Genomic DNA, 21,884 nt, shown 5'->3' on the forward strand with positions numbered 1-21,884 from the left:
CGTTCACATCCTAACCTCTGCGGCGCAGGGCTGTGCCGAGATCGATGGCCGCACCGGCGAGGGCTGCGGAGGTGTCGAGGTCGCGCATCCAGAGCGGCACGGATGCCGCGGTGAGCCCGATCGACTCGAGCGACGGGAGCGCCGCGGCATCCGCGTCGTCGACGAGCCAGCCGTCGAGCAGGCCACCGGTCGACCTCGCGCCGTAGTGGCGTCCGACCGCCTCGGCACTCGTCTCGACGCCGATGACGGGCAGGCACGCGTCGGCCATGCCGCGCACGACCTTGCCGCCGATGATCGGCGAAACGCCGACGACGGGTGCCGAGGTCTCGGCGAGCGCCCGGCGGATGCCGGGGACGGCGAGGATCGTGCCGATCGAGACGACGGGGTTCGATGGCGCCAGGAGCACGAGGTCGGCCCCGACGATCGCCTCGACGACGCCGGGTGCCGGACGTGCCGTCTCGATATTCCGCTGGCGGAATGCGATTGCAGGGAGCGCAGCGCGATACCGCGTCCACCACTCCTGGAAGTGCAGTTCGCGCTCGCCGTCGAGTCTGTCGGGGTCGGCCACCTCGACGTAGGTGTCGACCTCGGTGTCGGTCGCCGGGAGCAGGCGCACGCCGAGCGGCCAGCGCTGCTGCAGGCGGTGGGCGACCTCCGACGGTGTCGCCCCCTCGCGGAGCCAGGCTGTGCGAGCGAGGTGGGTGCCGAGGTCGAGGTCGCCGAGGGTGAACCACGGCCAGCCGACGCCCCACTCGCGGAGCTCTGCGGCAACGCGTTCCGTCTCGCCCGCCCGGCCCCATCCGCGCTCGGTGTCGTTGACGCCCGCGAGCGAATAGAGCAACGAGTCGAAGTCGGGCATGAGGCGTACCCCGGCGAGCCAGAGGTCGTCGCCGGTGTTCACGACCACGCTGATGTCGGGTGCGTTGGGTGCGTTGGGTGCGTTGGGTGCGTTGGTTGCGTTGGTTGCGTTGGTTGCGTTGGTTGCGTTGGTTGCGTTGGGTGCGTCGGTTGCGTCGGGTGTGCCGGGTGCGTCGGGTGTGCCGGGTGCGTTGCGTGTGCCGGGTGCGTTGCGTGCGCCGGGTGCGTCGGTTGCGCCTGATGTGCCGGGTGCGCCGGGTACGTCGGCAACGCCGGCACGGCGCCGCGCGCATTCCTCGCGCACGCCTCGCACGAAACGCGCGCCTCCGACTCCGCCCGCAAGCACCGTGATCGCCACGTTGCAACGCTACAGCCGGCCGCACGCGGGCATGACGATGGAGCGTACACGCGACCGTGGACAGCGCGTGGCCGCAAGCGAGCTGCGCAGAGCCGCGCGAACTCACCACACGTGCGCGCTCGAACCGGCCTGCACCGCGCAGCGCGTGAACAAGTACCGTCAGGCGGCGACGCTGACGTCAGGCCCGCCCGTGTCAGTCGGGAGGCTGAACCGCGCCTTGCCGCCGAGGCGCGGAACCCGGCCGGGGTCGATGTGCGGGGGCGGGATGAACCACACCGCAGTGGCATCGGCTTGGATGTGCCAGCCTTCGCGGTGTATTCGGTGGTGGCAGTAGCTGCAGAGCATGACGCCGTTGTTCAGATCGGTGGGGCCCGCGTCGCGGTGCCACCACCTGATGTGGTGGGCCTCGACATAGCCGATGTTCTGCCCGCACGAAGCGCAGCCGCCGTCGCGTTCGGCGAGTGCGAGTCGTTGTGCTCTGGTGAAACTGCGGGCCGCGCGACCGACGTCGAGGGGGAGGCTCTCTCGGCCGAGGACGGCGGGGATGAGGTCGGCGTCGGCGGCCAGCCGCCTCGCCGTGCCGGCCGAGATCGGTTGATCGAGTCCGTCGATGGTGGCGTGGCCGAGCCCATCGAGCAGGGCATCGAGGTTCATGCGCACGACCACCGTGGTCTTCGCCAGCGGAGGGAGGGTGCTTCGGCAGCCGAGGGTGTGCCGGGCGAGCGCGGCGAGCGCATCGGCCTGGATCTGCGGAATGGTGCGCTCATCTTCGACCACGGGCTCGGCCGCCGCGGCGGCGGTGCCGTCAGTACCGGCACGGGCACCCGCGGCGCCGAGGTCGCGGCGATGAAGCACGTCGGTGACGAGTGCTTCGATCGCGGCCTTGATGGGGGCAGCGGTCTCGGAGTCGAGGCGCGCGTGCAGGTGCACCATGCCATTGCCCAGTTCGCGGATGGTCAGCGATCGGTCGTGTCTGAGCTGTTCTTCGCGGGGTTCGACGCCATCGGCATCGAGCCGCGCTTCAGCCTCGCGCACTCCGCGAAGCAGTGTCTCGAGCGGCACCTGGCCGGCCAGCCCCACGAGCGCCTGCTCGGTCACGTGCATGAGGGACGGGTCTGCGCGCAGCGAGACTCGATCGAGCATGGAGGTGATCGCCGAAGCCGCGTCGAGGCTGATCTGCGCGTGCTCGAGCGCGTCGGCGACATGCGGGTGCTTCGACGGGATGCGCCCGCCGGTGAATGAGGCTCGTTCGGCGGTCGCAGTGCCGACCGCGATCAGTTTCGCCGCGTCGCCGCGGGTCGACCCGGTGGATGCTGCGATCAATCGCACAGAGTTGTGGAACCCTTGCTTCTTCGCCAGCCCGATCTCACCGAACTCCCGATCGGAGCGGCGCGCGACTTCGGCTGCGACCCGGGCCAGCAGCGCGTCGGCATCGCGGCGCGCCTTCGCGATCAGGTCGGTGATCTGCACGAGGCCGGAGTCGCTCATCTGTTCGACCTGCATCTGCACGCCGCCGGTCGCGGCGCCGAACGCGGGCTGGCTGCCGGCCCAAGCCGACCGCAACGCGTCGAGGTCGCGCTCGAGCGATGCGAGCGGGTGCGGCGTACCTTCCATGCTTGAATTCTGCCTGCAGCCACCGACATTGGACCGACCGCTCGATTGGCGTCGCGATCAGGGAAATCTCCTGTGGAGAACTCTCCAGATCCACTGCCTGTGGAGGACGAGTCGTGTGCGCGGGAGCGGTCGGCGCCGAGAGAACTGGCGTTCCGGCCGCGACGGGGCCACGATGGAACGCACAGCGCAGCACAGCACAGCAACACGAAGCACACCACAGCAACGCGAAGCACAGCACAGCAACACGAAGCACAGCACAGCAACACGAAGCACAGCACAGCAACACGAAGCACACCACAGCAACACGAAGCACACCACAGCAACACGAAGCACACCACAGCAACGCGAAGCACACCACAGCAACGCGAAGCACACCACAGCAACGCGAAGCAGAGCACCGCACCGGCGCGGGAGGCCACATGAACTCGGCATCGACCCCGACCCACCGGACCGTCGCCCTCGTGGGCGCCGCGGGATCCGGCAAGACGACCCTGCTCGAAGCGCTGCTGCTGCGTGCCGGCGCGATCCCGCGGGCGGGCAGCGTCGAGCAGGGCACCACGACCGGTGACCACGAGCCCGAGGAGATCGCGCGAGGCATGACCCTCGGGCTCTCCCTCGCCCACTTCGGCTGGGCAGCGACCGACGGCACCGAGCACACCCTCACGTTCGCCGACGCACCGGGGCATCCGGATTTCGTGGGCGGGCTCGACACCGCGCTGGCGGTGGCGGATGTCGCGGCGCTGACCGTGAGCGCGGTCGACGGCGTGACGCCGGGCACCCGCTTCGCCTCGGCCGCGGCGCGGGCGGCAGGCGTGCCGCTCATCGTCGTCATCAGCCAGGAGGACAAGGCGCGAGCCGACTTCCATCGGGTGCTCGATGAGCTGCGCGCCGTATACGGCGATCGCCTCGCGCCGCTCGAGCTGCCGCTCGGCGAGGAGCACGACTTCACCGCGCTCGCCGACGTGCTCAGCGAGCAGGCCCTCGTGTACGACGAGGCGGGGCGTCATCATGACGAGCCGCTTCCGCCCGGCGCCGAGGCGGAAGAACATCGGATGCACGTCGACGTGACCGAGGAGATCGTCTCGCACGACGACGAGCAGCTCGAGGCATACCTCGACGGCAGGGAGCCCGCGGCATCCGACCTGCAACGAACCCTCGCGCGCGAGGTCGCGACCGGCGAGGCGATCCCGGTGGTCGTCTGCTCCGCCGTGACCGGCACGGGCGTCGACCGGGTCGCCGACCTCGTCTGCGCCCTGGCGCCGACGGCGCAGGCCCACGACAGCCGGATCGTGATGGGCACCGCAGAGGTCGCGGTGGCCCCGAACCCCGACGGTGAGACGCTCGTGCACGTCTTTCGCACCGTCACCGATCCGTTCGTCGGGCAGGTCTCGATGTTCAAGGTGCTCTCGGGCGTCGTGCACCCGAGCGACCGGCTGCACAACGCCACGACCGGGGCCGACGAGCGACTGCACGGGCTGTTCCGGCTGCGCGGCGCCGAGCACCTGCCCGCCGACGTGCTGCGCGCCGGTGACGTCGGCGCGGTCGCCAAGCTCACGGGATCGCCGTCGGGAACCCTGCTGTGGACGCGCACGAACGGCAGGGCCGAACCGGCGCCCCTGCCGCACCGCGAACCCGTATTCGCGGCGAGCCTGACCCCGGTCACGCAGTCCGACGACGAGAAGCTCATGGCCTCGCTCGCCCGCATCGTCGCCGAAGACCCGACCCTCGTCATCGATCGCACCGGGGGTGCTGCGATCCTCCGTGGCCTCGGCGACGCGCACATCGACGTCGCCGTCGAGCGACTCGCCCGCGTGTTCGGCGTGCACGTCACGACCGGGCCCGCGCCGATCGCCTATCGCGAGACCATCATGGGCCGGGCCGAGGTCGAGGGCCGGCTGAAGAAGCAGTCGGGCGGTCACGGGCAGTTCGCCGTCGTGCAACTGCGGGTCTCGCCGCTGCCGACAGGCGGCGGCTTCGAATTCATCGACTCCGTGGTCGGCGGAGCGGTGCCGCGTTCTTACATCCCGGCCGTCGAGAAGGGCGCGCGCGACGCCCTGGCCGCGGGCGGACCGCAGGGGCATCCCGTCGTGGACCTGCGAGTCGAGCTGGTCGACGGCAAGTCGCACTCGGTGGACTCGTCGGACATGGCGTTCCGCACGGCGGCGTCGATCGGGGTGAAGGCGGCGCTCGCCGAGGCGGGCACGGTACTGCTCGAGCCCGTGTCGCTCGTGACGGTCACGGTGCCAGGCGAGCTGCAGGGCGCGGTGCTGACCGATCTGTCGGGTCGTCGCGGGCGCGTCGGCGCCACGGAGGTCGCCGCCGACGAGCGTGCCCGCATCATCGCCTCCGTGCCCGAGGCGGAGCTCGGCAAGTACGTGCTCGATCTGCGCTCGATCACGGGGGGCCGCGCCGAACTGACGATCACCCCCGACCACTACGCGAGGATGCCGGGCAGCGCGAAGGGGTGACGGGCGCTCTCGACAGCTGGTGGTCGACGGAAGCCACGCGTGCTCGGTTGATGAGCGCGGCGTGATTCAGGTCGACATCGTCGAGACCCGGTGCATCGTGTCGAATGCGTACGCCGGGCCGGCAAGCGACGCTGACGAACGACGTTCGATCGCGAACCATTGACCTCTCATTGTGTGACCGCTAACATTCCGAGGACAGCTTTCCGGCGCGGACGCCGGGCCGAACAAGGAGTGCAATGAGGCATACAGTCACTCGGCGACTCTTCGCCGGAATCGCCGCGGCCGCGGTGGGACTCGCGGGAGCGGTCGTCGCGACACAGCCGGCTACTGCGGCCACCGAGCTGGTGGCCCACTATCCGCTGAATGAAACCGGAGGGACGACTGCGGTCGACGCCTCGGGGTCAGGTCGGGATGCCATCTATGCGGGCTCGCCCGCATTGACCGGCGCAGAAGGGGTGCGGCTCGACGGAACCGACGACCACGTGCGGCTGCCGAACGACATCCTCGCCGGCCTGACATCGATCACCGTCAGCGCCGAGGTGCTCGTGCGCGGATCGCAGGGAACGCCGTATTTCATCTACGGCTTCGGCAACACCGACGGCGGCGGCGCCGGCAACGGGTACCTGTACTCGACGGGCAACACGTACAAGGCCTCGATCGCGACCGGCAACTGGTCGACCGAGCAGACGGCGAACAGCGGCGCGAACCTGGCGCGCGACGTCTGGAAGACGATCACGTACACGCTCGACGACGCCACCGACACCTCCCGCATCTACCTCGACGGCGTGCAGGTCGGGCAGAACACGAACGTCACGATCACACCGGGCTCGATCGGCAACGGTGTCACGACGGCCAACTACCTCGGCCGCTCCGTCTACAACGCCGACCGATACCTCGCTGGAAGCCTGCGCGAGGTGCGAATCTACGACGCGGCGCTCTCGGCGACGGACGTCGCAGCCCTGCACCCGTCGGACGAGACGAAGGTCGAGCGTGACGCGGCAGCCCTCTCGCTCGGCGACCTGCGCGGCGTGACGGCCGACCTCACGCTCCCCGCAACAGCCCCCAACGGATCAGAAGTGACCTGGATGTCCAGCGACCCCGACGTCATCTCGGCGTCGGGTGCGATGACGAGGCCGGCGGCCGGTGAGCCCTCGGTCGACATCACCCTCACCGCCACGCTCACTCGGGGCTCCGCCTTGCAGACGCGGGAGTTCGTCGCAACGGTGCTTCCGCAGCCGGGCGGGGAGTCTCTCGCGCAGGAGGACCTCGACGCCCTTTCGATCCCGAACGCCGACGAGATCCGCGGCAACATCGCGCTCGCGATGGTGGGAGCGGTGAACGGAAGTCAGATCACCTGGTCCGCCTCGCCGGTCGGTGTCATCACCACCGACGAACAGAACGGCAAGGCTCCGGGCGTCGTCACGCGCGGCACGGCCGACACGACCGTCACGCTGACGGCGTCGGTGCCGGACACCGACGCGGAGCGGGAGTTGACGGTCACGGTGAAGGCGGCGCCGGTCGACCTCGACACCGACTACTCGGCCGGATACCTCTGGACGCACTTCGCAACGGAGGGCGGCTACGAGAAGATCTTCTTCGGCCACAGCGATGACGGCCTGCACTGGTCGAAGCTGAACGACAACTCCCCGATCCTCGCCAACCTGGGCGGCGACCTCGGCGTGCGCGACCCGCATCTGGTGCGCGCCCCCGAGGGCGACAAGTACTGGATCATCGGCACGGATCTGCACGCCGAAGGCGGCGGACCGGGTGGTTCGGGTTGGGATCAGCTCAACGCCAGCCAGAATATCGTCGTCTGGGAGTCCACCGACCTCGTGAACTGGAGCGACCAGCGCATCGTCTTCGCGGGCTTCGAACACGCGGGCAACGTGTGGGCGCCCGAGGCGATCTACAACGACGCGACGGGCGAGTATTACGTCTACTGGTCGGCGCGAGACCGCCGCGAGAACGAGACGCCCGACTGGGCGCTGCGGGTCTACCTCACCAAGACCCGCGACTTCGTGAACTTCACCGAGCCGCAGGTGTGGGCATCGCTGAATGCTCAAGGTGACGGCCAGACAGGCCCGAACATCATCGACTCGACGATCGCAAAGGAGGGCGACACGTACTACCGCTTCTCCACGTCCGACTGGCACACGATCGTCGACACATCCACGAGCCTCGACGGTCCGTGGCAGACCGTGATCGATCGCGAGGAGGCGGCATCGCATGGCCTCAAGCCGCGCATGGAGGGCCACACGGTATACCAGTTGCCCGACGACCGCTGGGCCGTGATGGGTGATGACAGCGGCTACTACGGGCACACCGCCGACACACTCGCCGGAGGGCAGTTCACGCAGCTGACGGCCGGTGCCGGTGCCGACCAGTACTCGTTCGACCAGCGATTCCGGCACGGGTCGGTTCTGCCGCTCTCGGCCGCTGAGGAATCGCGCCTGCTCGAGGCGTACGGCGAGCCGCCCGAAGAACCGGAGGAGCCTGAGGAACCGCAGCAGACACCTATCGCCGAGTACACCTTCGACGACGGCACTCTGACGGACTCGGTCGGCGACGCCGATCTCATCGCGAGCGGCACGGCAGCCGTTGCCACGGATGCCACGAAAGGACAGGCGCTACGACTGACCGGGGCCGCGAACGGCTTCGCGTCGTTCCCGACCGGCTTCTACGACGGACGCAGCACCATGACCGTGTCGATGGACGTCAAGTCCGAGAAGACGAGCGGCAACTTCTTCACCTTCGCGCTCGGTGCGGATTCGACGAAGTACTACTTCCTCCGCGTGCGTGGCGGTGACGTGCGCAGCGCCATAACGCCGAACTCGTGGCAGAACGAGTCCGCGGTCACCGGATCGGTGACCGCAGGTGAGTGGCACCGCATCGACGTGGTCTTCGAGGGCGCGACGATGACCGTATACGCCGACGGCGTGAGGCTCGGCGAGAACACCGCGCTCAACACCACCGTGGCCGATCTCGGATCAGACCTGGTCGGCTACCTCGGCAAGTCGTTCTATTCGGCCGACGGGTACTTCCAGGGCTGGTTCGACAACGTGCGGGTCTACAATCGCGCGCTTCCGGCTGCAGAGATCCTTGCGAACGCGGGGGCGACCGACCAGCTCATCGACATCTCCCTCGAAAACCCCGGCGTTCTGAAGACCGACCCCATCGTCGACGGGGATGCCCACACGGTGATCTTCCCCGTGAAGAAGGGAACGGATGTCTCGGCGCTCGCTCCCACGTTCGCGGTCGCCGAGGGGGTCAGCGTGTCGCCCGCGTCGGGTACGACGGTCGACCTGTCCGAGCCGGTCGAGTACACGCTCACCGAACCGGACGCCTCCACCACGACCTGGCACATGGAAACGCGGGTCGTCGGAAGCCCGGTTCTTCCCGGCCTGCACGCCGACCCGAACATCGCGGTGTTCGGCGACACCTATTACCTGTACGTGACCAGCGACGGGTATCCGGGCTGGGGCGGCAAGGAGTTCTACGTCTGGAAGTCGAAGGACCTCGTCGATTGGGAGCGCTCGGAGGAGCCGTTCCTGACTCTCGACGGCGCGAACGGGAACGTCCCTTGGGCGACCGGGAACGCCTGGGCGCCGACGATCATCGAGCGGGACGGGAAGTACTACTTCTACTTCAGCGGACACAACCCGACGCACGACCGGAAGACGATCGGCGTGGCCGTCGCCGACAGCCCCGAAGGACCCTTCACCGCACAGCCGACCGCGATGATCCTCAACACCGAAGCGGTCACGTCGGGGCAGGCGATCGACCCGGCGGCGTTCCACGACCCGGTGACCGGTAAGTACTACTTGGCGTGGGGCAACGGCGGACCGTCGAACGGCCCGGTTCTCGCAGAGCTGGCCGACGACATGGTGTCGATCAAGCCCGGAAGCTACGAGCGCATCAGCGGCCTGACGGACTTCCGGGAGGGACTGTTCTTCAACTACCGCGATGGCGTCTACCACCTCACCTACTCGATCGACGACACGGGGTCGGAGAACTACCGGGTCGGCTACGCGACGGCGACGAGCATGGCGGGTCCGTGGACGTACCGAGGGGTGATCCTGCAGAAGGACCTGTCGCTGGGGATCAAGGGCCCCGGCCACAGTTCGATCATCAACGTTCCGGGGACCGACGACTGGTATATCGCCTATCACCGGTTCGCCATTCCCGGCGGCGACGGCAATCACCGAGAGACGACGATCGACAAGCTCGAGTTCGGTCCAGACGGCCTCATGCAGCCGGTGACCCCGACGCTCGAGAGCGTGGTGCCGCAGGCGATCGAGCATCCATCGAGCGGGCCCGACGTCGAAGTCATCGCTGCGACGCGTTGTGTCGCGGGCAAGGTCTACCTGACCGTGCGCAGCCAGAACCGCGACGACCTGCCGGTCACGCTGCAGGTGCAGACCGCATACGGTGCGAAGACCATCGCTGACGTGGCGCCCGGAAAGGCGGCCACGCAAGCGTTCGCCACGCGCGTGGCGAATGTCGACGCCGGCGTTGCGACCGTCACGGCGACGGTCGACGGCGAGACGGTCAGCTCGGTGGTCGAAGCACCCTTCGAAGGGCAGGCATGCGGCTGACGCCCATCTCCTGAGCGCCCGAGGCCGAACTCGGGCGCTCAGGATCTCGACGGCCGCAATGAACAGGTCAGTACCCGCCGGCCGCCACGTGCTGCGCGGCCGACGCGAGCGCATCCGCGACCTCGTCGGTGCCGTCGCGCAGCAAGCCGACGGTCACCCGCACGAAATCGCCGCCCGGCTGGCGGCGAGCGCCACGGGAGCCGCCCGCCGCGTCCGCGGCGTCGGATGCCGCAAGGAACGGCGTGCCCGCTGCGACGCGGATGCCGGCGGCGGCGAGTTGCACGAGTGCCGAGCGTTCGCTCACCACGGGCATCCACAGGTTGATGCCGTCGGCGGGGGCGACCTCGACTCCGCGCGCACGAAGCGCATCTCCGAGTGCTCGCTGCCGCGTATAGTACCGACGGCGTGCCTCGGCGACCGCATCGATCGAGGCGCCCTCGGTCAGCAGGTCGAGCAGGATCGTCTGCACCATGCGCGAGGTCCAGCCGGGTCCGAGCATGCGCCGGGCGACGACGCGTTCGACGAGATCGCGCGGCCCGCCGATCGCGGCGATGCGCAGGTCGGGGCCGTGCGACTTCGAGAAGCTGCGCACATGCACGACGCGGCCGGGCAGCAGGGCGCCGAGCGAGACGTCGGTCTCGGTCGAGATGAGGCCGGAGTGGTCGTCTTCGATGACGACGAGGTCGTCGACATCGGCGGCCGAGCGGATGACGCGGGCGAGCGCCTCCGCCCGCTCGGCGTTCATCGAGGCGCCGGTCGGGTTCTGCGCCCTCGGCTGCAGCAGCACGGCGACCGGGCGGAGCAGGAGTGCGCGGGCGAGCGCCTCGGGCAGCATTCCGTGCTCGTCGAGCGGCACGGGCACCGCCTCGGCGCCGAGCACTTCGAGCAGGTCGAGGAACGGCGGGAAGCCCGGGCTCTCGACCACGACGCGGTCGCCGAAGCGCACGAGCTGCTCGAGCGTGCGCGAGATCGCGTCGAGGGCGCCGTCGACGACCATGATCGTCTCGGCGTCGCAGGTCCAGGAGTCGGCGATCACGTCGACGAGCGCCGGGATCACGGGCTCCGCCTGGTAGCTCCCGGTCTCGGCGCGCGCCGACACCCGCGAGAGCGCGGGGCCGAGCGCCGGCAGCAGCAGCGGGTCGGGCGTGCCGCGCGAGAGGTCGAGCCGAACGGGGTCGTTCGGCGCCGCCATGCCGCGCATCCGCGGCGCGAGCCAGCCCTGCGACAACGGCCGCACGAAGCTGCCGGCCCGCCCGCGCGATTCGATGAGGCCCGTGCGCGAGAGCGCCTGCCAGGCCTGGCTCACCGTTGCCGGACTCACGCCGAGCTCACTCGCGAGCTCGCGAACGGTGGGCAGGCGCGTGCCGACGCCGAGCTCGCCGGAGTTCACGAGCCGTGCGACGACGCCGGCGATGCCTCGGGGGGTCGTCTCAGCGAACTCCGCGAGCGCGATGAGGTCGGCACTCGCCAGTCGAACACCAGTCATTCGAGTCCCATCAGCATTGAATACCCGACCGACCATTGCCTCCTCACGGCGTGAGCGACAAGATTGGTAACCACAACGTCACAGTGTGAAACACAAGAGAAATGTTCACGCCGAACAATAACAGAACGAGCCTCGGCCCGTTCCGAAGCTCCGGACTTGCAGTCCGCGGCACGACCCTCGGCGTCACAGCACCACCCGGTGAGCAATTCCGTTCCACGCCCACCGAGTGCCCGGCAACGACGCCGACCGACGGAGGAGACACCATGACGATCGTCCGAGCGGCCATCACGCAGACGACCTGGACCGGCGACAAGGAGTCCATGCTCGACAAGCACGAGCAGTTCGCCCGCGATGCCAAGGCGCAGGGCGCCGAGGTCATCTGCTTCCAGGAGCTCTTCTACGGCCCGTACTTCGGCATCACCGAAGACGTGAAGTACTACGACTACGCCGAGCCGGCCGACGGGCCGATCGTGCAGCGCTTCGCCGCGCTCGCGAAAGAGCTCGGCATGGTCATGGTGCTGCCGATCTACGAAGAAGAGCAGCCGGGCGTGTACTACAACACCGCGGTCGTCGTCGATTCCGACGGCACGATCCTCGGGTCGTACCGCAAGCACCACATCCCGAACCTCGACAAGTTCTGGGAGAAGTTCTACTTCCGCCCCGGCAACCTCGGCTACCCCGTGTTCGACACGGCCGTCGGGCCGATCGGCGTGTACATCTGCTACGACCGGCACTTTCCAGAGGGCTGGCGCGAGCTCGGCCTGAACGGCGCGCAGATCGTCTTCAACCCGAACGCGACGAAGCCCGGCCTGTCGAACCGCCTGTGGGAGATCGAGCAGCCGGCGGCCGCCGCCGCCAACGGCTACTTCGTGGCCGCGGCCAACCGGGTCGGCCTCGAAGACAACGAGTACGGCGAACTCGCCGTGAACTTCTACGGCAAGAGCCAGTTCGCCGATCCGCAGGGCAACATCGTCGGCGGGTACGGCTCGGCCGAGCACGAGGAGATCGTCATCCGCGATCTCGACCTCGACATGATCCGCGATGTGCGCAACGCCTGGCAGTTCTACCGCGATCGCCGCCCCGACTCCTACACGTCCATCCCCAAGCCGTAACCAGGCGAGCCACGCGAAGGAGCGAACATGACCACGACCCTGATCCGAGGCGGCACCGTCGTCAGCGCGACCGGTCGCGCCGCCGCCGACGTGCTCGTCGACGGTGAGACCATCCGCGCCGTGCTCGAGCCGGGCAGCAGCCTCCTGGGCACGGATGTCGCGGCATCCGTCGACCGGGTGATCGACGCCACCGGCCGGTACTTGATCCCTGGGGGCATCGATGCCCACACCCACATGCAACTGCCGTTCGGCGGCACCGAGGCATCCGACACCTTCGAGACGGGAACCCGGGCCGCAGCCTGGGGCGGCACGACCTCGATCATCGACTTCGCCGTGCAGACCTACGGGCAGCGCATCGAAGACGGACTCGCGGCCTGGCACGAGAAGGCGGGCGGCAACTGCGCGATCGACTACGGCTTCCACCAGATCGTCGGCGACGTGAACGAGGCGTCGCTCGCGACGCTGCGGCGCCTGCCCGACGAGGGCATCACGAGCTTCAAGATGTTCATGGCCTACCCGGGCGTCTTCTACTCCGATGACGCGCAGGTGCTGCGGGCCATGCAGGTCTCGCGCGACACCGGCATGCTCACGATGATGCACGCCGAGAACGGCCCCGCGATCGACGTGCTCGCCGCGCAACTCGTGGAGCAGGGCAAGACCGACCCCTACTACCACGGCATCGCACGCGCCTGGGAGATGGAGGAGGAGGCCACGCATCGGGCGATCATGCTCGCCAAGCTCACGGGCGCACCGCTCTATGTCGTGCACGTCTCGGCGAAGCAGGCCGTCGAGCAGGTCGCCTGGGCCAGAGACAAGGGTCAGAACGTCTACGGCGAGACCTGCCCGCAGTACCTCTACCTGTCGCTCGAAGACCAGCTCGGAGCATCCGGACCGGAATGGGGCTCGTTCGAGGGCGCGAAATGGGTCTGCTCGACACCGCTCCGCTCGCGCGAGGAAGGCCACCAGAGCGCGATGTGGCAGGCGCTGCGCACGAACGACCTGCAGATGGTCTCGACCGACCACTGCCCGTTCTGCATGAAAGACCAGAAGGAGCTCGGCGCCGGCGACTTCCGCAAGATCCCGAACGGCATCGGGTCGATCGAGCACCGCATGGACCTCATGTACCAGGGGGTCGTGACCGGCGAGATCACCCTCGAACGCTGGGTCGAGCTGACATCGACGACGCCGGCCCGCATGTTCGGGCTGTACGGCACCAAGGGCGTCATCCAGCCGGGCGCCGATGCCGACATCGTCGTCTACGACCCGAACGGCCACACCTCGATCGGGCGGGAGAAGACGCACCACATGAACATGGACTATTCCGCGTGGGAGGGCTACGAGATCGACGGCCACGTCGACACCGTGCTCTCGCGCGGCAAGGTCATCGTCGACGGCGACGAGTACCTCGGGGCCAAGGGCGACGGCCGGTTCCTGAAGCGCGGTCTCAGCCAGTACCTCATCTGAGGAAGGAGCACCACATGGAGTTCGGAGCGGTCCTGCAGACCAACCCACCGGCGTCGCGCACCATCCAGCTCGCGAAACTCGCGGAGGTGCACGGGTTCAGCCACGTGTGGACCTTCGACTCGCACATCCTGTGGCAGGAACCGTACGTCATCTACAGCCAGATCCTCGCGCAGACGCAGCGCATCAAGGTCGGGCCGTTCGTCACGAATCCGGCCACCCGCGACTGGACGGTGACGGCGTCGGTGTTCGCCACGCTCAACGAGATGTTCGGCAACCGCACGGTGTGCGGCATCGGTCGCGGCGATTCGGCCGTGCGGGTGACCAACGGCAAGCCGACGACGATGACCGAGCTCCGCGAGTCGATCCACGTGATCCGCGAACTCGGCAACTCGCGGCCCGTCGAATATCACGGCTCGACGATCCAGTTCCCGTGGAGCCGTGGTTCCGAGCTCGAGGTGTGGGTGGCGGCGTACGGGCCGATGGCGCTGCGCGTCGCCGGCGAGGTGGGCGACGGATTCATCCTGCAGCTCGCCGACGTCGACATCGCGGCCTGGATGATCAAGCATGTGCGCGACGCAGCAGAGGCTGCGGGTCGCGACCCGATGTCGGTCAAGTTCTGCGTCGCGGCGCCCATGTACATCGGCGACGACTGGGAGCACATGCGCGAGCAGTGCCGCTGGTTCGGCGGCATGGTCGGCAACCACGTCGCCGACCTCGTGGCGAAGTACGGCGCGCACGGCACGGTGCCCGACGCCCTCACCGACTACATCGCGGCCCGCGAGGGGTACGACTACAACGAGCACGGCCGGGCCGGCAACGCGCACACGACCTTCGTGCCCGACGAGATCGTCGACCGGTTCTGCGTGGTCGGCACCGCCGAACAGCACATCGAGAAGCTCGAACAGCTGAAGGCGCTCGGCGTCGACCAGTTCGCCGGCTACCTCCAGCACGACAACAAGGAGGAGACGTTGCGGGTCTACGGCGAGACCGTGATCCCGGCGCTCTCGGAGCACGTGACGGCGAAGGCATGATCGAGACCCGCGTGCGCGAGACGAGAGCGACGGATGCCGCGGCGCCGGCGCCAGGCATCCGCGCGCCTCGTCGCCCGGGGCGCGGGGCGGGCGAACTCGGCCGCTGGGCGTGGGGCGTGGCCGGCATCCTGGTCATCGCGCTCATCTGGGAGTCGTACAAGCTGCTCGCGCCCGCCGACGGCGTCGTGATCGGCGGTCTCCGGGTGCTGCCCCGACCGACCGACCTCGCGATGCCGCACGTCTGGGACATGGGCGCCCGTCTCGCCGAGCCCGTGACGCGGGCCGACGGTGCACTGCCGCTGTGGGCCGTGGTCGCGCTCGCCGCGCTGACGACGCTCGGCATCGCCGCCGTCGGATGGCTCGTGGGCGTCGTCGTGGGCATCGGCCTCGCGCTCGTGATGGAGCGCTGGCGGATCGCCGAGTGGGGGCTGCTGCCGTGGATCGTGCTCAGCCAGACCGTGCCGCTGATCGCCTTCGCGCCGGTCGTGAAGAGCTGGGGATCGCGAGTCGAGATCGGCTCCTTCGAGTGGCAGGACTGGATGTCGGTCGCGCTCATCGCGAGCTATCTCGCCTTCTTCCCGATCGCGGTGGGTGCGCTCAAGGGCCTGCAGTCACCCGACCGCATCCACACCGAGCTCATGCAGACGTACGCCGCCGGCTACTGGCAGACGCTCATGAAGCTCCGCTTCCCGGCATCGGTGCCCTACCTGCTGCCGGCGCTCCGGCTCGGCGCGGCGAACGCCGTGATCGGTGCGGTCGTCGCAGAGGTCTCGACGGGCCTCCAGGGCGGCATCGGCCGCATCCTGATCCAATTCGCCGGGCAGGCCTCGGGCGACCCGGCGAAGGCATGGGGGCCGATCTTCGGCTCGGTCGTGCTCGGGCTCGTCGCCGCCGGATCGGTCGCGCTCCTCGGCGTGATCCTCAGGAACTATCGACGAACGGAGGAGGCGGCATGACGGACGCGACGCCCGCAGGGGTGCAGGTCAGCGCAGTCGAGATCAGCGGTGTCGACAAGGTCTTCGAGACCCGCAGCGGTCAGGTGCAGGCGCTCGACTCGATCGACCTGACCGTCGCGGCGGGCGAGTTCGTCTCACTCATCGGGCCGAGCGGATGCGGCAAGTCGACGCTCATGCGCCTCATCGCCGATCTCGACGAGCCGAGTTCCGGCACGCTCTCGGTGTTCGGCAAGCCCGCGAGTAGGGCCCGGCTCGACCAGGAGTACGGCATCGCGTTCCAGCAGGCCGGGCTGCTGCCGTGGCGTACCGTCGCGGGCAACGTCGCCCTGCCGCTCGAACTGCACGGCGTCGCATCCGCCGCCCGTGGTGCTCGCGTCGCCGAACTGCTCGACATGGTCGGCCTCTCGGACTTCGCCGACCGCTTCCCCGACCAACTGTCGGGCGGCATGCAGCAGCGCGTGGCGATCGCGCGCGCCCTGGCCGAGCAGCCGCGGTTGCTGCTCATGGACGAGCCGTTCGGCGCACTCGACGAGATGACGCGCGAGAAGATGCAGACCGAACTCGTGCGCATCTCGGCCGAGACCGGTGCGGCGGTCGTCTTCGTGACGCACTCCATTCCCGAGGCGGTGTTCCTCTCCGACCGGGTCGTCGTGATGTCGCCGCGGCCCGGTCGCATTCAGGAGATCGTGCCGATGCGACTCGGCATCGACGCGCAGCGCGCCGCCCGCACCGAAGAGCTCCGCGAGGAGCGGGGCTTCTTCGACATGGTCACCGCGGTGCGCGAGGCGCTCCACGGCGGCTCGCCGGTCGCGGCCGGCGCCCGCGGAGTGGAGAACCGCTGATGTCGACCGTCGTCGCACGCACGGGCATGAGGCCCCGTACCGAGACGACGCTGCGCATCGTCGCGCCGATCGCGGTCGGCCTCATCGGGCTCGGGGTGTGGCAGTTCCTCGTGAGCGTCGTCGGCGTCAGCGACTACCTGCTGCCGAGCCCGGCGTCGATCGTCGAGGAACTCGTCGCCTACTGGCCCTCGGTCGTCGAGGCGACCCTGCTCACCGGCACCAACGCGCTGCTCGGCCTCATCGTCGGCTCGGTCTTCGGCATCGGCCTCGCGGCGCTCGCCGCGCGGTGGCGGCCCATCGATCGCATGAGTGCCCCGGTCGTCGCCTCGCTCGCGGTCATCCCGATCGTCGCCCTCGCCCCCGTGCTGAACTCGATGTTCGGCGCCGACAGCCAGTTCGGCCGGCAGGCGATCGCCGCCCTCGCCTCGTTCGTGCCGGTCTTCATCAACACGCTGCGCGGATTCCGGCAGACCACCCCCGTGCACCGTGACCTCATGAAGGCCTACGCCGCGAGCTCCGGCCAGGAGTTGCGCACGCTGACGCTGCCGACCGCACGACCGTTCATCCTCACCGGCATCCGCATCGCCTCGTCGCTCGCCGTGATCTCCGCCCTCGTCGCCGAGTACTTCGGCGGGCCGCGGGGCGGCCTCGGCGGGCTCATCTCGACGTCGGCCGCGTCGAGCGCCTACGCCAGGGCGTGGGCGTACGTCGTGGCATCCATCGCCCTCGGCCTGCTCTTCTACCTTGCGACGCTCGCCCTCGAACGACTGCTGCAGCGGGGCCGCCCGACGGGAGGCGCGTAGTGAAGCAGATCGTGACAGATCCACACCGAGAGCCCACCAGCAGAGAAGACCGAGAGAGCACCAAAAGAGAAAGAGGACTGACATGAAGCACAGCATGCGTCGTTCAGCGACGATCGGCGGGCTCGCCCTCGCGGCAGCCCTCGTCTTCACCGCGTGTTCGGCAGGCGGCGGGGGGTCGGGCGACACCGACGGCGGCGGGAGCGACGACCTCACCCCCGTGAAGCTCCAACTGCAGTGGCTGCCCCAGGGCCAGTTCGCCGGGTACTTCGCGGCGGCCGAGCAGGGCTACTTCGAAGAGGAGGGGCTCGACGTCGAGATCATCCCGTCGGGCGGTGACATCGTGCCGCAAGACGCCCTCGCCAACGGCGACGTCGACTATGCGATCGCCTGGGTGCCGAAGGTGCTCGGCTCGATCGAGCAGGGAGCGAACCTCACGAACATCGCGCAGATCTTCCAGACGTCGGGCACGCTGCAGGTCTCGTGGGCCGACTCGGGCATCGAGTCGGTCGCCGACTTCGAGGGCAAGAAGATCGGCTCATGGGGCTTCGGCAACGAATGGGAGATCTTCGCGGCGATGGCCGCAGAGGGCCTCGACTCCTCGACCGTGCAGATCATCACCCAGGACTTCAACATGAACGCCTTCCTGCAGGGCGACATCGACGCGGCCCAGGCGATGACCTACAACGAGTACGCGCAGCTGCTCGAGACGATGAACCCCGACACCGGCGAGCTCTACCAGCCCGAGGACTTCAACGTGATCTCCTACCAGGACACGGTCGGCGCCATGCTGCAAGACGCGATCTGGGCCGACACCGAGCGGCTCGAGAGCGACGAGGCGTACCAGGAGACGACGGTCGCGTTCCTGAAGGCGGCCATCAAGGGCTGGATCTACGCGGCCGAGAACCCGCAGGAGGCGTCGGACATCACGATCGCGGCAGGCTCCGGCTGGGGTCCGAGCCACGAGCTGTGGATGGTCAACGAGACCAACAAGCTCATCTGGCCGGCAGCCGACGGCATCGGCATGATCGACGAGGCCGCGTGGGACGCCACGGTGGCAGGTGCGCTCAGCGCCGTGAACGAGTCGGGCGCCAGCCCCATCACCGAGGAGCCGCCCGCGACCGCCTGGTCGAACGAGTGGATCACGAAGGCACTCGATGAGCTGAAGGCCGACGGCGTCGACGTCACGGGTGAGGGCTTCGAGCCCATCGACGTCGAGCTCGCCGAGGGCGGCAACTAGCGAGCGGATGCCGCGCGGCCGGTGCACCCCGGTCGGCCGCGCGGCCTCCGACTCACCGAACAGATCGGACAGGAAGGGCAGCGAAGCCATGACCGACACGAACACCGGCCTCACCGACAGTCTCGACGAACTCGCCCGCGAGCTCGATCGCGAGCACGTCTTCCACTCCTGGTCGGCGCAGGGCTCTCCGTCGAACCTCGTGATCGCGAGCGGTCGCGGCACCCGGGTCTGGGATCACTCGGGCCGCGAATACCTCGACTTCTCGAGCCAGCTCGTGAACGTGAACATCGGCCACCAGCACCCATCGGTCGTGCAGGCGATCCGCGAACAGGCCGAGCTGCTCACGACGATCGCACCGTCGACCGTGAATCTCGCGCGAGGCGAGGCCGCGAAACGTGTCGCAGCACGGGCGCCGGCGGGCTTCCGCAAGGTCTTCTTCACGAACGGCGGTGCCGACGCGATCGAGAACGCGATCCGGATGGCGCGGCAGCATTCCGGCCGCGACAAGGTGCTGTCGACGTATCGCTCGTATCACGGCAACACGGGGGCCGCGATCGTCTCGACGGGCGACTGGCGCCGCGTGCCCAACGAATTCGCGCGTGGACACGTGCACTTCTTCGGCCCGTACCTCTACCGTTCCGAGTTCTGGGCGACGACGCCCGAGCAGGAGTGCGAACGCGCGTTGCAGCACCTCCGCCGTGTGATCGAGGCCGAGGGGCCGTCGTCGATCGCGGCGGTGCTGATCGAGACGATCCCGGGCACCGCCGGCGTGCTCATACCGCCACCCGGCTACCTCGCGGGCGTGCGCGAGCTCTGCGACCGCCACGGCATCCTCCTGATCCTCGACGAGGTCATGGCCGGGTTCGGCCGCACCGGCCGGTGGTTCGCATTCGACGACCATGACGTGCGCCCCGACCTCATCACCTTCGCCAAGGGCGTGAACTCGGGCTACGTGCCGGTCGGCGGCGTGATCATCTCCGACCCCATCGCGGCGACGTTCGACGAACGGGTGTTCCCGGGAGGGCTCACCTATTCGGGGCATCCGCTCGCGATGGCCTCGATCGTCGCGGCGCTCGATGCCATGGACTCGGAGGGCATCGTCGAGCACGCGCGGGCGATCGGCGAGGCCGAGATCGGGCCGGCGCTCACCGCGCTGGCCGAGCGGCACGCCGTCATCGGCGAGGTGCGCGGCGTGGGCGTCTTCTGGGCGATGGAGCTCGTCGCCGACCGGGCGACGCGCGAGCCGCTGCCGGCGGCGGCGATGGGCCGCGTCAAGGCCGCACTCGTCGATCGCGGACTCCTGCCGTTCGTGCAGGACAACCGCATCCACGTCGTGCCGCCGTGCGTGGTCACGGCCGAGGAGGTCGCCGAAGCGATGGCGATCTACGACGAGGTGCTGAGCACCGCACTCGACTGAACTCGGCCGGCCGGCCGAACCAGACGCAATCAGCGAGCAGAACAGGGAGTGATCATGACTGAGACCATCGAGCACTGGATCGACGGGGCATCCGTCGCCGGAGACACGGCCCGCAGCGGACCGGTCTTCGATCCGGCCCTCGGCAGCGAGCAGAAGCGCGTGCGCTTCGCCTCGACCGACGATGTCGACGGCGCTGTACAGGCCGCGGCCCGAGCCTTCCCCGCCTGGCGAGACACCTCGATCGCCAAGCGCCAGCAGGTCATGTTCGCGTTCCGCGAGCTGCTGAACGCCCGAAGCGGCGAGCTCGCGGCGATCCTCACGAGCGAGCACGGCAAGGTGCTCTCGGACGCTGCCGGCGAGATCGCGCGCGGCATCGAGGTCGTCGAACTCGCCTGCGCGATGCCCGGCTACACGAAGGGCGAGTACTCCGAGAACGTGTCGACCGGCGTCGACGTGTACTCGACCAAGCAGCCCGTGGGCGTCGTCGGCATCATCAGCCCGTTCAATTTTCCGGCGATGGTGCCGCTGTGGTTCTTCCCGCTCGCGATCGCGACGGGCAACACGGTCGTGCTGAAGCCGTCCGAGAAGGATCCGACTGCCGCGATCTGGCTCGCCCGCCTCATGCAGGAGGCGGGGCTGCCCGACGGCGTGCTCAATGTCGTGCACGGTGACAAGGTCGCCGTCGACGCGCTGCTCGAACACCCGACGGTGCGATCGATCTCCTTCGTCGGCTCGACGCCCATCGCGAAGTACATCTATGCGACGGCGACCGCGAACGGCAAGCGGGTGCAGGCGCTCGGCGGTGCGAAGAACCACATGCTCGTGCTGCCCGATGCCGATCTCGACCTCGCCGCCGACGCGGCGATCAACGCCGGCTTCGGTTCGGCCGGTGAACGGTGCATGGCCGTCTCGGTCGTGCTCGCGGTCGATTCGGTCGCCGACGAACTGGTCGCCAAGGTCAGCGAGCGGATGTCGCGGCTCACCACGGGCGACGGAACCCGCGGCTGCGACATGGGGCCGCTCATCACGCGAGAGCATCGTGACAAGGTCGTCGGCTACCTCGACGTCGCAGCGGCCGACGGGGCGACGGTGGTCGTCGACGGGCGTGCCGTCGAGGTCGACGGCGAGCCCGACGGCTTCTGGCTCGGCCCGACGCTCGTCGACAGGGTGCCGCTGTCGTCGTCGGTGTACCGCGACGAGATCTTCGGTCCGGTGCTCTCCATCGTGCGGGTCGACGGCTACCAGCAGGGGCTCGACGTGATCAATGCCTCGCCGTACGGCAACGGCACGGCGATCTTCACGAACGACGGCGGTGCGGCACGGCGGTTCCAGCGCGAGGTGTCGGTGGGCATGATCGGCATCAACGTGCCCATCCCGGTGCCCGTCGCGTACCACTCGTTCGGCGGCTGGAAGGACTCGCTGTTCGGTGACGCGAAGGCCTACGGCGCTCGCGGCTTCGACTTCTTCACGCAGGAGAAGGCGGTCACCTCCCGTTGGCTCGACCCGAGCCACGGCGGGCTGAACCTGGGGTTCCCGCAGCACGACTGAGCTGCCCGCGCGGGCGGTGATGCGCGTGATGTCTCGGCAGTGATGTCACTGATGCGGTACTGGCATCGACCCTTCATCGAACCGTTCGGTGTACG

Annotated in this window: 14 protein-coding genes; 11 read left to right on the plus strand and 3 right to left on the minus strand. The window is 68.9% G+C overall.

The features are described 5' to 3' along the window. Nucleotides 1-10: 10 nt before the first annotated feature. Together cofD and FHG54_RS02940 are read right to left on the minus strand one after the other, a co-directional pair. Nucleotides 11-1,216 carry a 2-phospho-L-lactate transferase gene (cofD, locus tag FHG54_RS02930; RefSeq protein ID WP_233437850.1) on the minus strand — a complete coding sequence of 402 codons (1,206 nt, stop codon included), beginning with the start codon at nt 1,214-1,216 and terminating at the stop codon, nt 11-13. A 159-nt stretch (nt 1,217-1,375) separates the two neighbouring features. Beyond that, on the minus strand, nt 1,376-2,830 hold the full coding sequence (locus FHG54_RS02940) for an HNH endonuclease signature motif containing protein (protein ID WP_233437851.1): 1,455 nt from the start codon (nt 2,828-2,830) through the stop codon (nt 1,376-1,378). A gap of 419 nt (nt 2,831-3,249) precedes the next feature. Here FHG54_RS02940 and FHG54_RS02945 point away from each other — a divergent pair, with 419 nt between their 5' ends. Both FHG54_RS02945 and FHG54_RS02950 read left to right on the plus strand, forming a co-directional pair. Further along, on the plus strand, nt 3,250-5,298 hold the full coding sequence (locus tag FHG54_RS02945; protein WP_139415901.1) for an elongation factor G: 2,049 nt from the start codon (nt 3,250-3,252) through the stop codon (nt 5,296-5,298). Nucleotides 5,299-5,534: 236 nt separating this feature from the next. After that, nucleotides 5,535-9,893 (plus strand): family 43 glycosylhydrolase, encoded by a 4,359-nt coding sequence (locus FHG54_RS02950; protein ID WP_139415902.1) that lies wholly within the window; start codon nt 5,535-5,537, stop codon nt 9,891-9,893. A gap of 67 nt (nt 9,894-9,960) precedes the next feature. On the opposite strand, the gene FHG54_RS02955 is transcribed toward FHG54_RS02950, so the two are convergent. Further along, nucleotides 9,961-11,379, minus strand: a complete 1,419-nt coding sequence (locus FHG54_RS02955) for an aminotransferase-like domain-containing protein (protein WP_139415904.1) — start codon at nt 11,377-11,379, stop codon at nt 9,961-9,963. 263 nt (nt 11,380-11,642) lie between these two features. Between FHG54_RS02955 and FHG54_RS02960 the strand changes: the two genes are divergently transcribed. The 9 genes from FHG54_RS02960 (at nt 11,643) to FHG54_RS03000 (ending at nt 21,789) form a co-directional block, all read left to right on the plus strand. Then, entirely contained in the window at nt 11,643-12,491 is an 849-nt protein-coding gene (locus FHG54_RS02960) for a nitrilase-related carbon-nitrogen hydrolase (protein ID WP_139415906.1), read from the plus strand. A gap of 27 nt (nt 12,492-12,518) precedes the next feature. Next, entirely contained in the window at nt 12,519-13,955 is a 1,437-nt protein-coding gene (gene hydA, locus FHG54_RS02965) for a dihydropyrimidinase (protein WP_139415908.1), read from the plus strand. Between the two features lie 14 nt (nt 13,956-13,969). Beyond that, entirely contained in the window at nt 13,970-14,986 is a 1,017-nt protein-coding gene (locus FHG54_RS02970; protein WP_139415910.1) for a TIGR03842 family LLM class F420-dependent oxidoreductase, read from the plus strand. After that, entirely contained in the window at nt 14,983-15,942 is a 960-nt protein-coding gene (locus FHG54_RS02975) for an ABC transporter permease (RefSeq protein WP_139415911.1), read from the plus strand. The genes FHG54_RS02970 and FHG54_RS02975 overlap by 4 nt, the downstream gene beginning before the upstream one ends. Next, on the plus strand, nt 15,939-16,784 hold the full coding sequence (locus FHG54_RS02980; protein WP_139415913.1) for an ABC transporter ATP-binding protein: 846 nt from the start codon (nt 15,939-15,941) through the stop codon (nt 16,782-16,784). Before FHG54_RS02975 ends, FHG54_RS02980 begins: the two co-directional genes overlap by 4 nt. After that, on the plus strand, nt 16,784-17,587 hold the full coding sequence (locus tag FHG54_RS02985) for an ABC transporter permease (protein WP_139415914.1): 804 nt from the start codon (nt 16,784-16,786) through the stop codon (nt 17,585-17,587). The genes FHG54_RS02980 and FHG54_RS02985 overlap by 1 nt, the downstream gene beginning before the upstream one ends. Before the next feature lie 82 nt (nt 17,588-17,669). Next, nucleotides 17,670-18,824 carry an ABC transporter substrate-binding protein gene (locus tag FHG54_RS02990; RefSeq protein WP_139415916.1) on the plus strand — a complete coding sequence of 385 codons (1,155 nt, stop codon included), beginning with the start codon at nt 17,670-17,672 and terminating at the stop codon, nt 18,822-18,824. An 88-nt stretch (nt 18,825-18,912) separates the two neighbouring features. Further along, nucleotides 18,913-20,241: an aspartate aminotransferase family protein gene (locus FHG54_RS02995; RefSeq protein WP_139415918.1), complete on the plus strand. Its 1,329-nt coding sequence runs from the start codon at nt 18,913-18,915 to the stop codon at nt 20,239-20,241. 54 nt (nt 20,242-20,295) lie between these two features. Beyond that, entirely contained in the window at nt 20,296-21,789 is a 1,494-nt protein-coding gene (locus FHG54_RS03000) for a CoA-acylating methylmalonate-semialdehyde dehydrogenase (protein ID WP_139415920.1), read from the plus strand. Nucleotides 21,790-21,884: the final 95 nt, after the last annotated feature.

This window comes from Agromyces laixinhei (genome assembly GCF_006337065.1).
Lineage (GTDB): Bacteria > Actinomycetota > Actinomycetes > Actinomycetales > Microbacteriaceae > Agromyces > Agromyces laixinhei.

Coding starts and splice junctions, on each gene's coding strand:
- FHG54_RS02940 (WP_233437851.1), bottom strand. CDS start 2,830: ATGGAAGGTACGCCGCACCCGCTCGCATCGCTCGAGCGCGACCTCGAC.
- FHG54_RS02945 (WP_139415901.1), top strand. CDS start 3,250: ATGAACTCGGCATCGACCCCGACCCACCGGACCGTCGCCCTCGTGGGC.
- FHG54_RS02950 (WP_139415902.1), top strand. CDS start 5,535: ATGAGGCATACAGTCACTCGGCGACTCTTCGCCGGAATCGCCGCGGCC.
- FHG54_RS02955 (WP_139415904.1), bottom strand. CDS start 11,379: ATGACTGGTGTTCGACTGGCGAGTGCCGACCTCATCGCGCTCGCGGAG.
- FHG54_RS02960 (WP_139415906.1), top strand. CDS start 11,643: ATGACGATCGTCCGAGCGGCCATCACGCAGACGACCTGGACCGGCGAC.
- hydA (WP_139415908.1), top strand. CDS start 12,519: ATGACCACGACCCTGATCCGAGGCGGCACCGTCGTCAGCGCGACCGGT.
- FHG54_RS02970 (WP_139415910.1), top strand. CDS start 13,970: ATGGAGTTCGGAGCGGTCCTGCAGACCAACCCACCGGCGTCGCGCACC.
- FHG54_RS02975 (WP_139415911.1), top strand. CDS start 14,983: ATGATCGAGACCCGCGTGCGCGAGACGAGAGCGACGGATGCCGCGGCG.
- FHG54_RS02980 (WP_139415913.1), top strand. CDS start 15,939: ATGACGGACGCGACGCCCGCAGGGGTGCAGGTCAGCGCAGTCGAGATC.
- FHG54_RS02985 (WP_139415914.1), top strand. CDS start 16,784: ATGTCGACCGTCGTCGCACGCACGGGCATGAGGCCCCGTACCGAGACG.
- FHG54_RS02990 (WP_139415916.1), top strand. CDS start 17,670: ATGAAGCACAGCATGCGTCGTTCAGCGACGATCGGCGGGCTCGCCCTC.
- FHG54_RS02995 (WP_139415918.1), top strand. CDS start 18,913: ATGACCGACACGAACACCGGCCTCACCGACAGTCTCGACGAACTCGCC.
- FHG54_RS03000 (WP_139415920.1), top strand. CDS start 20,296: ATGACTGAGACCATCGAGCACTGGATCGACGGGGCATCCGTCGCCGGA.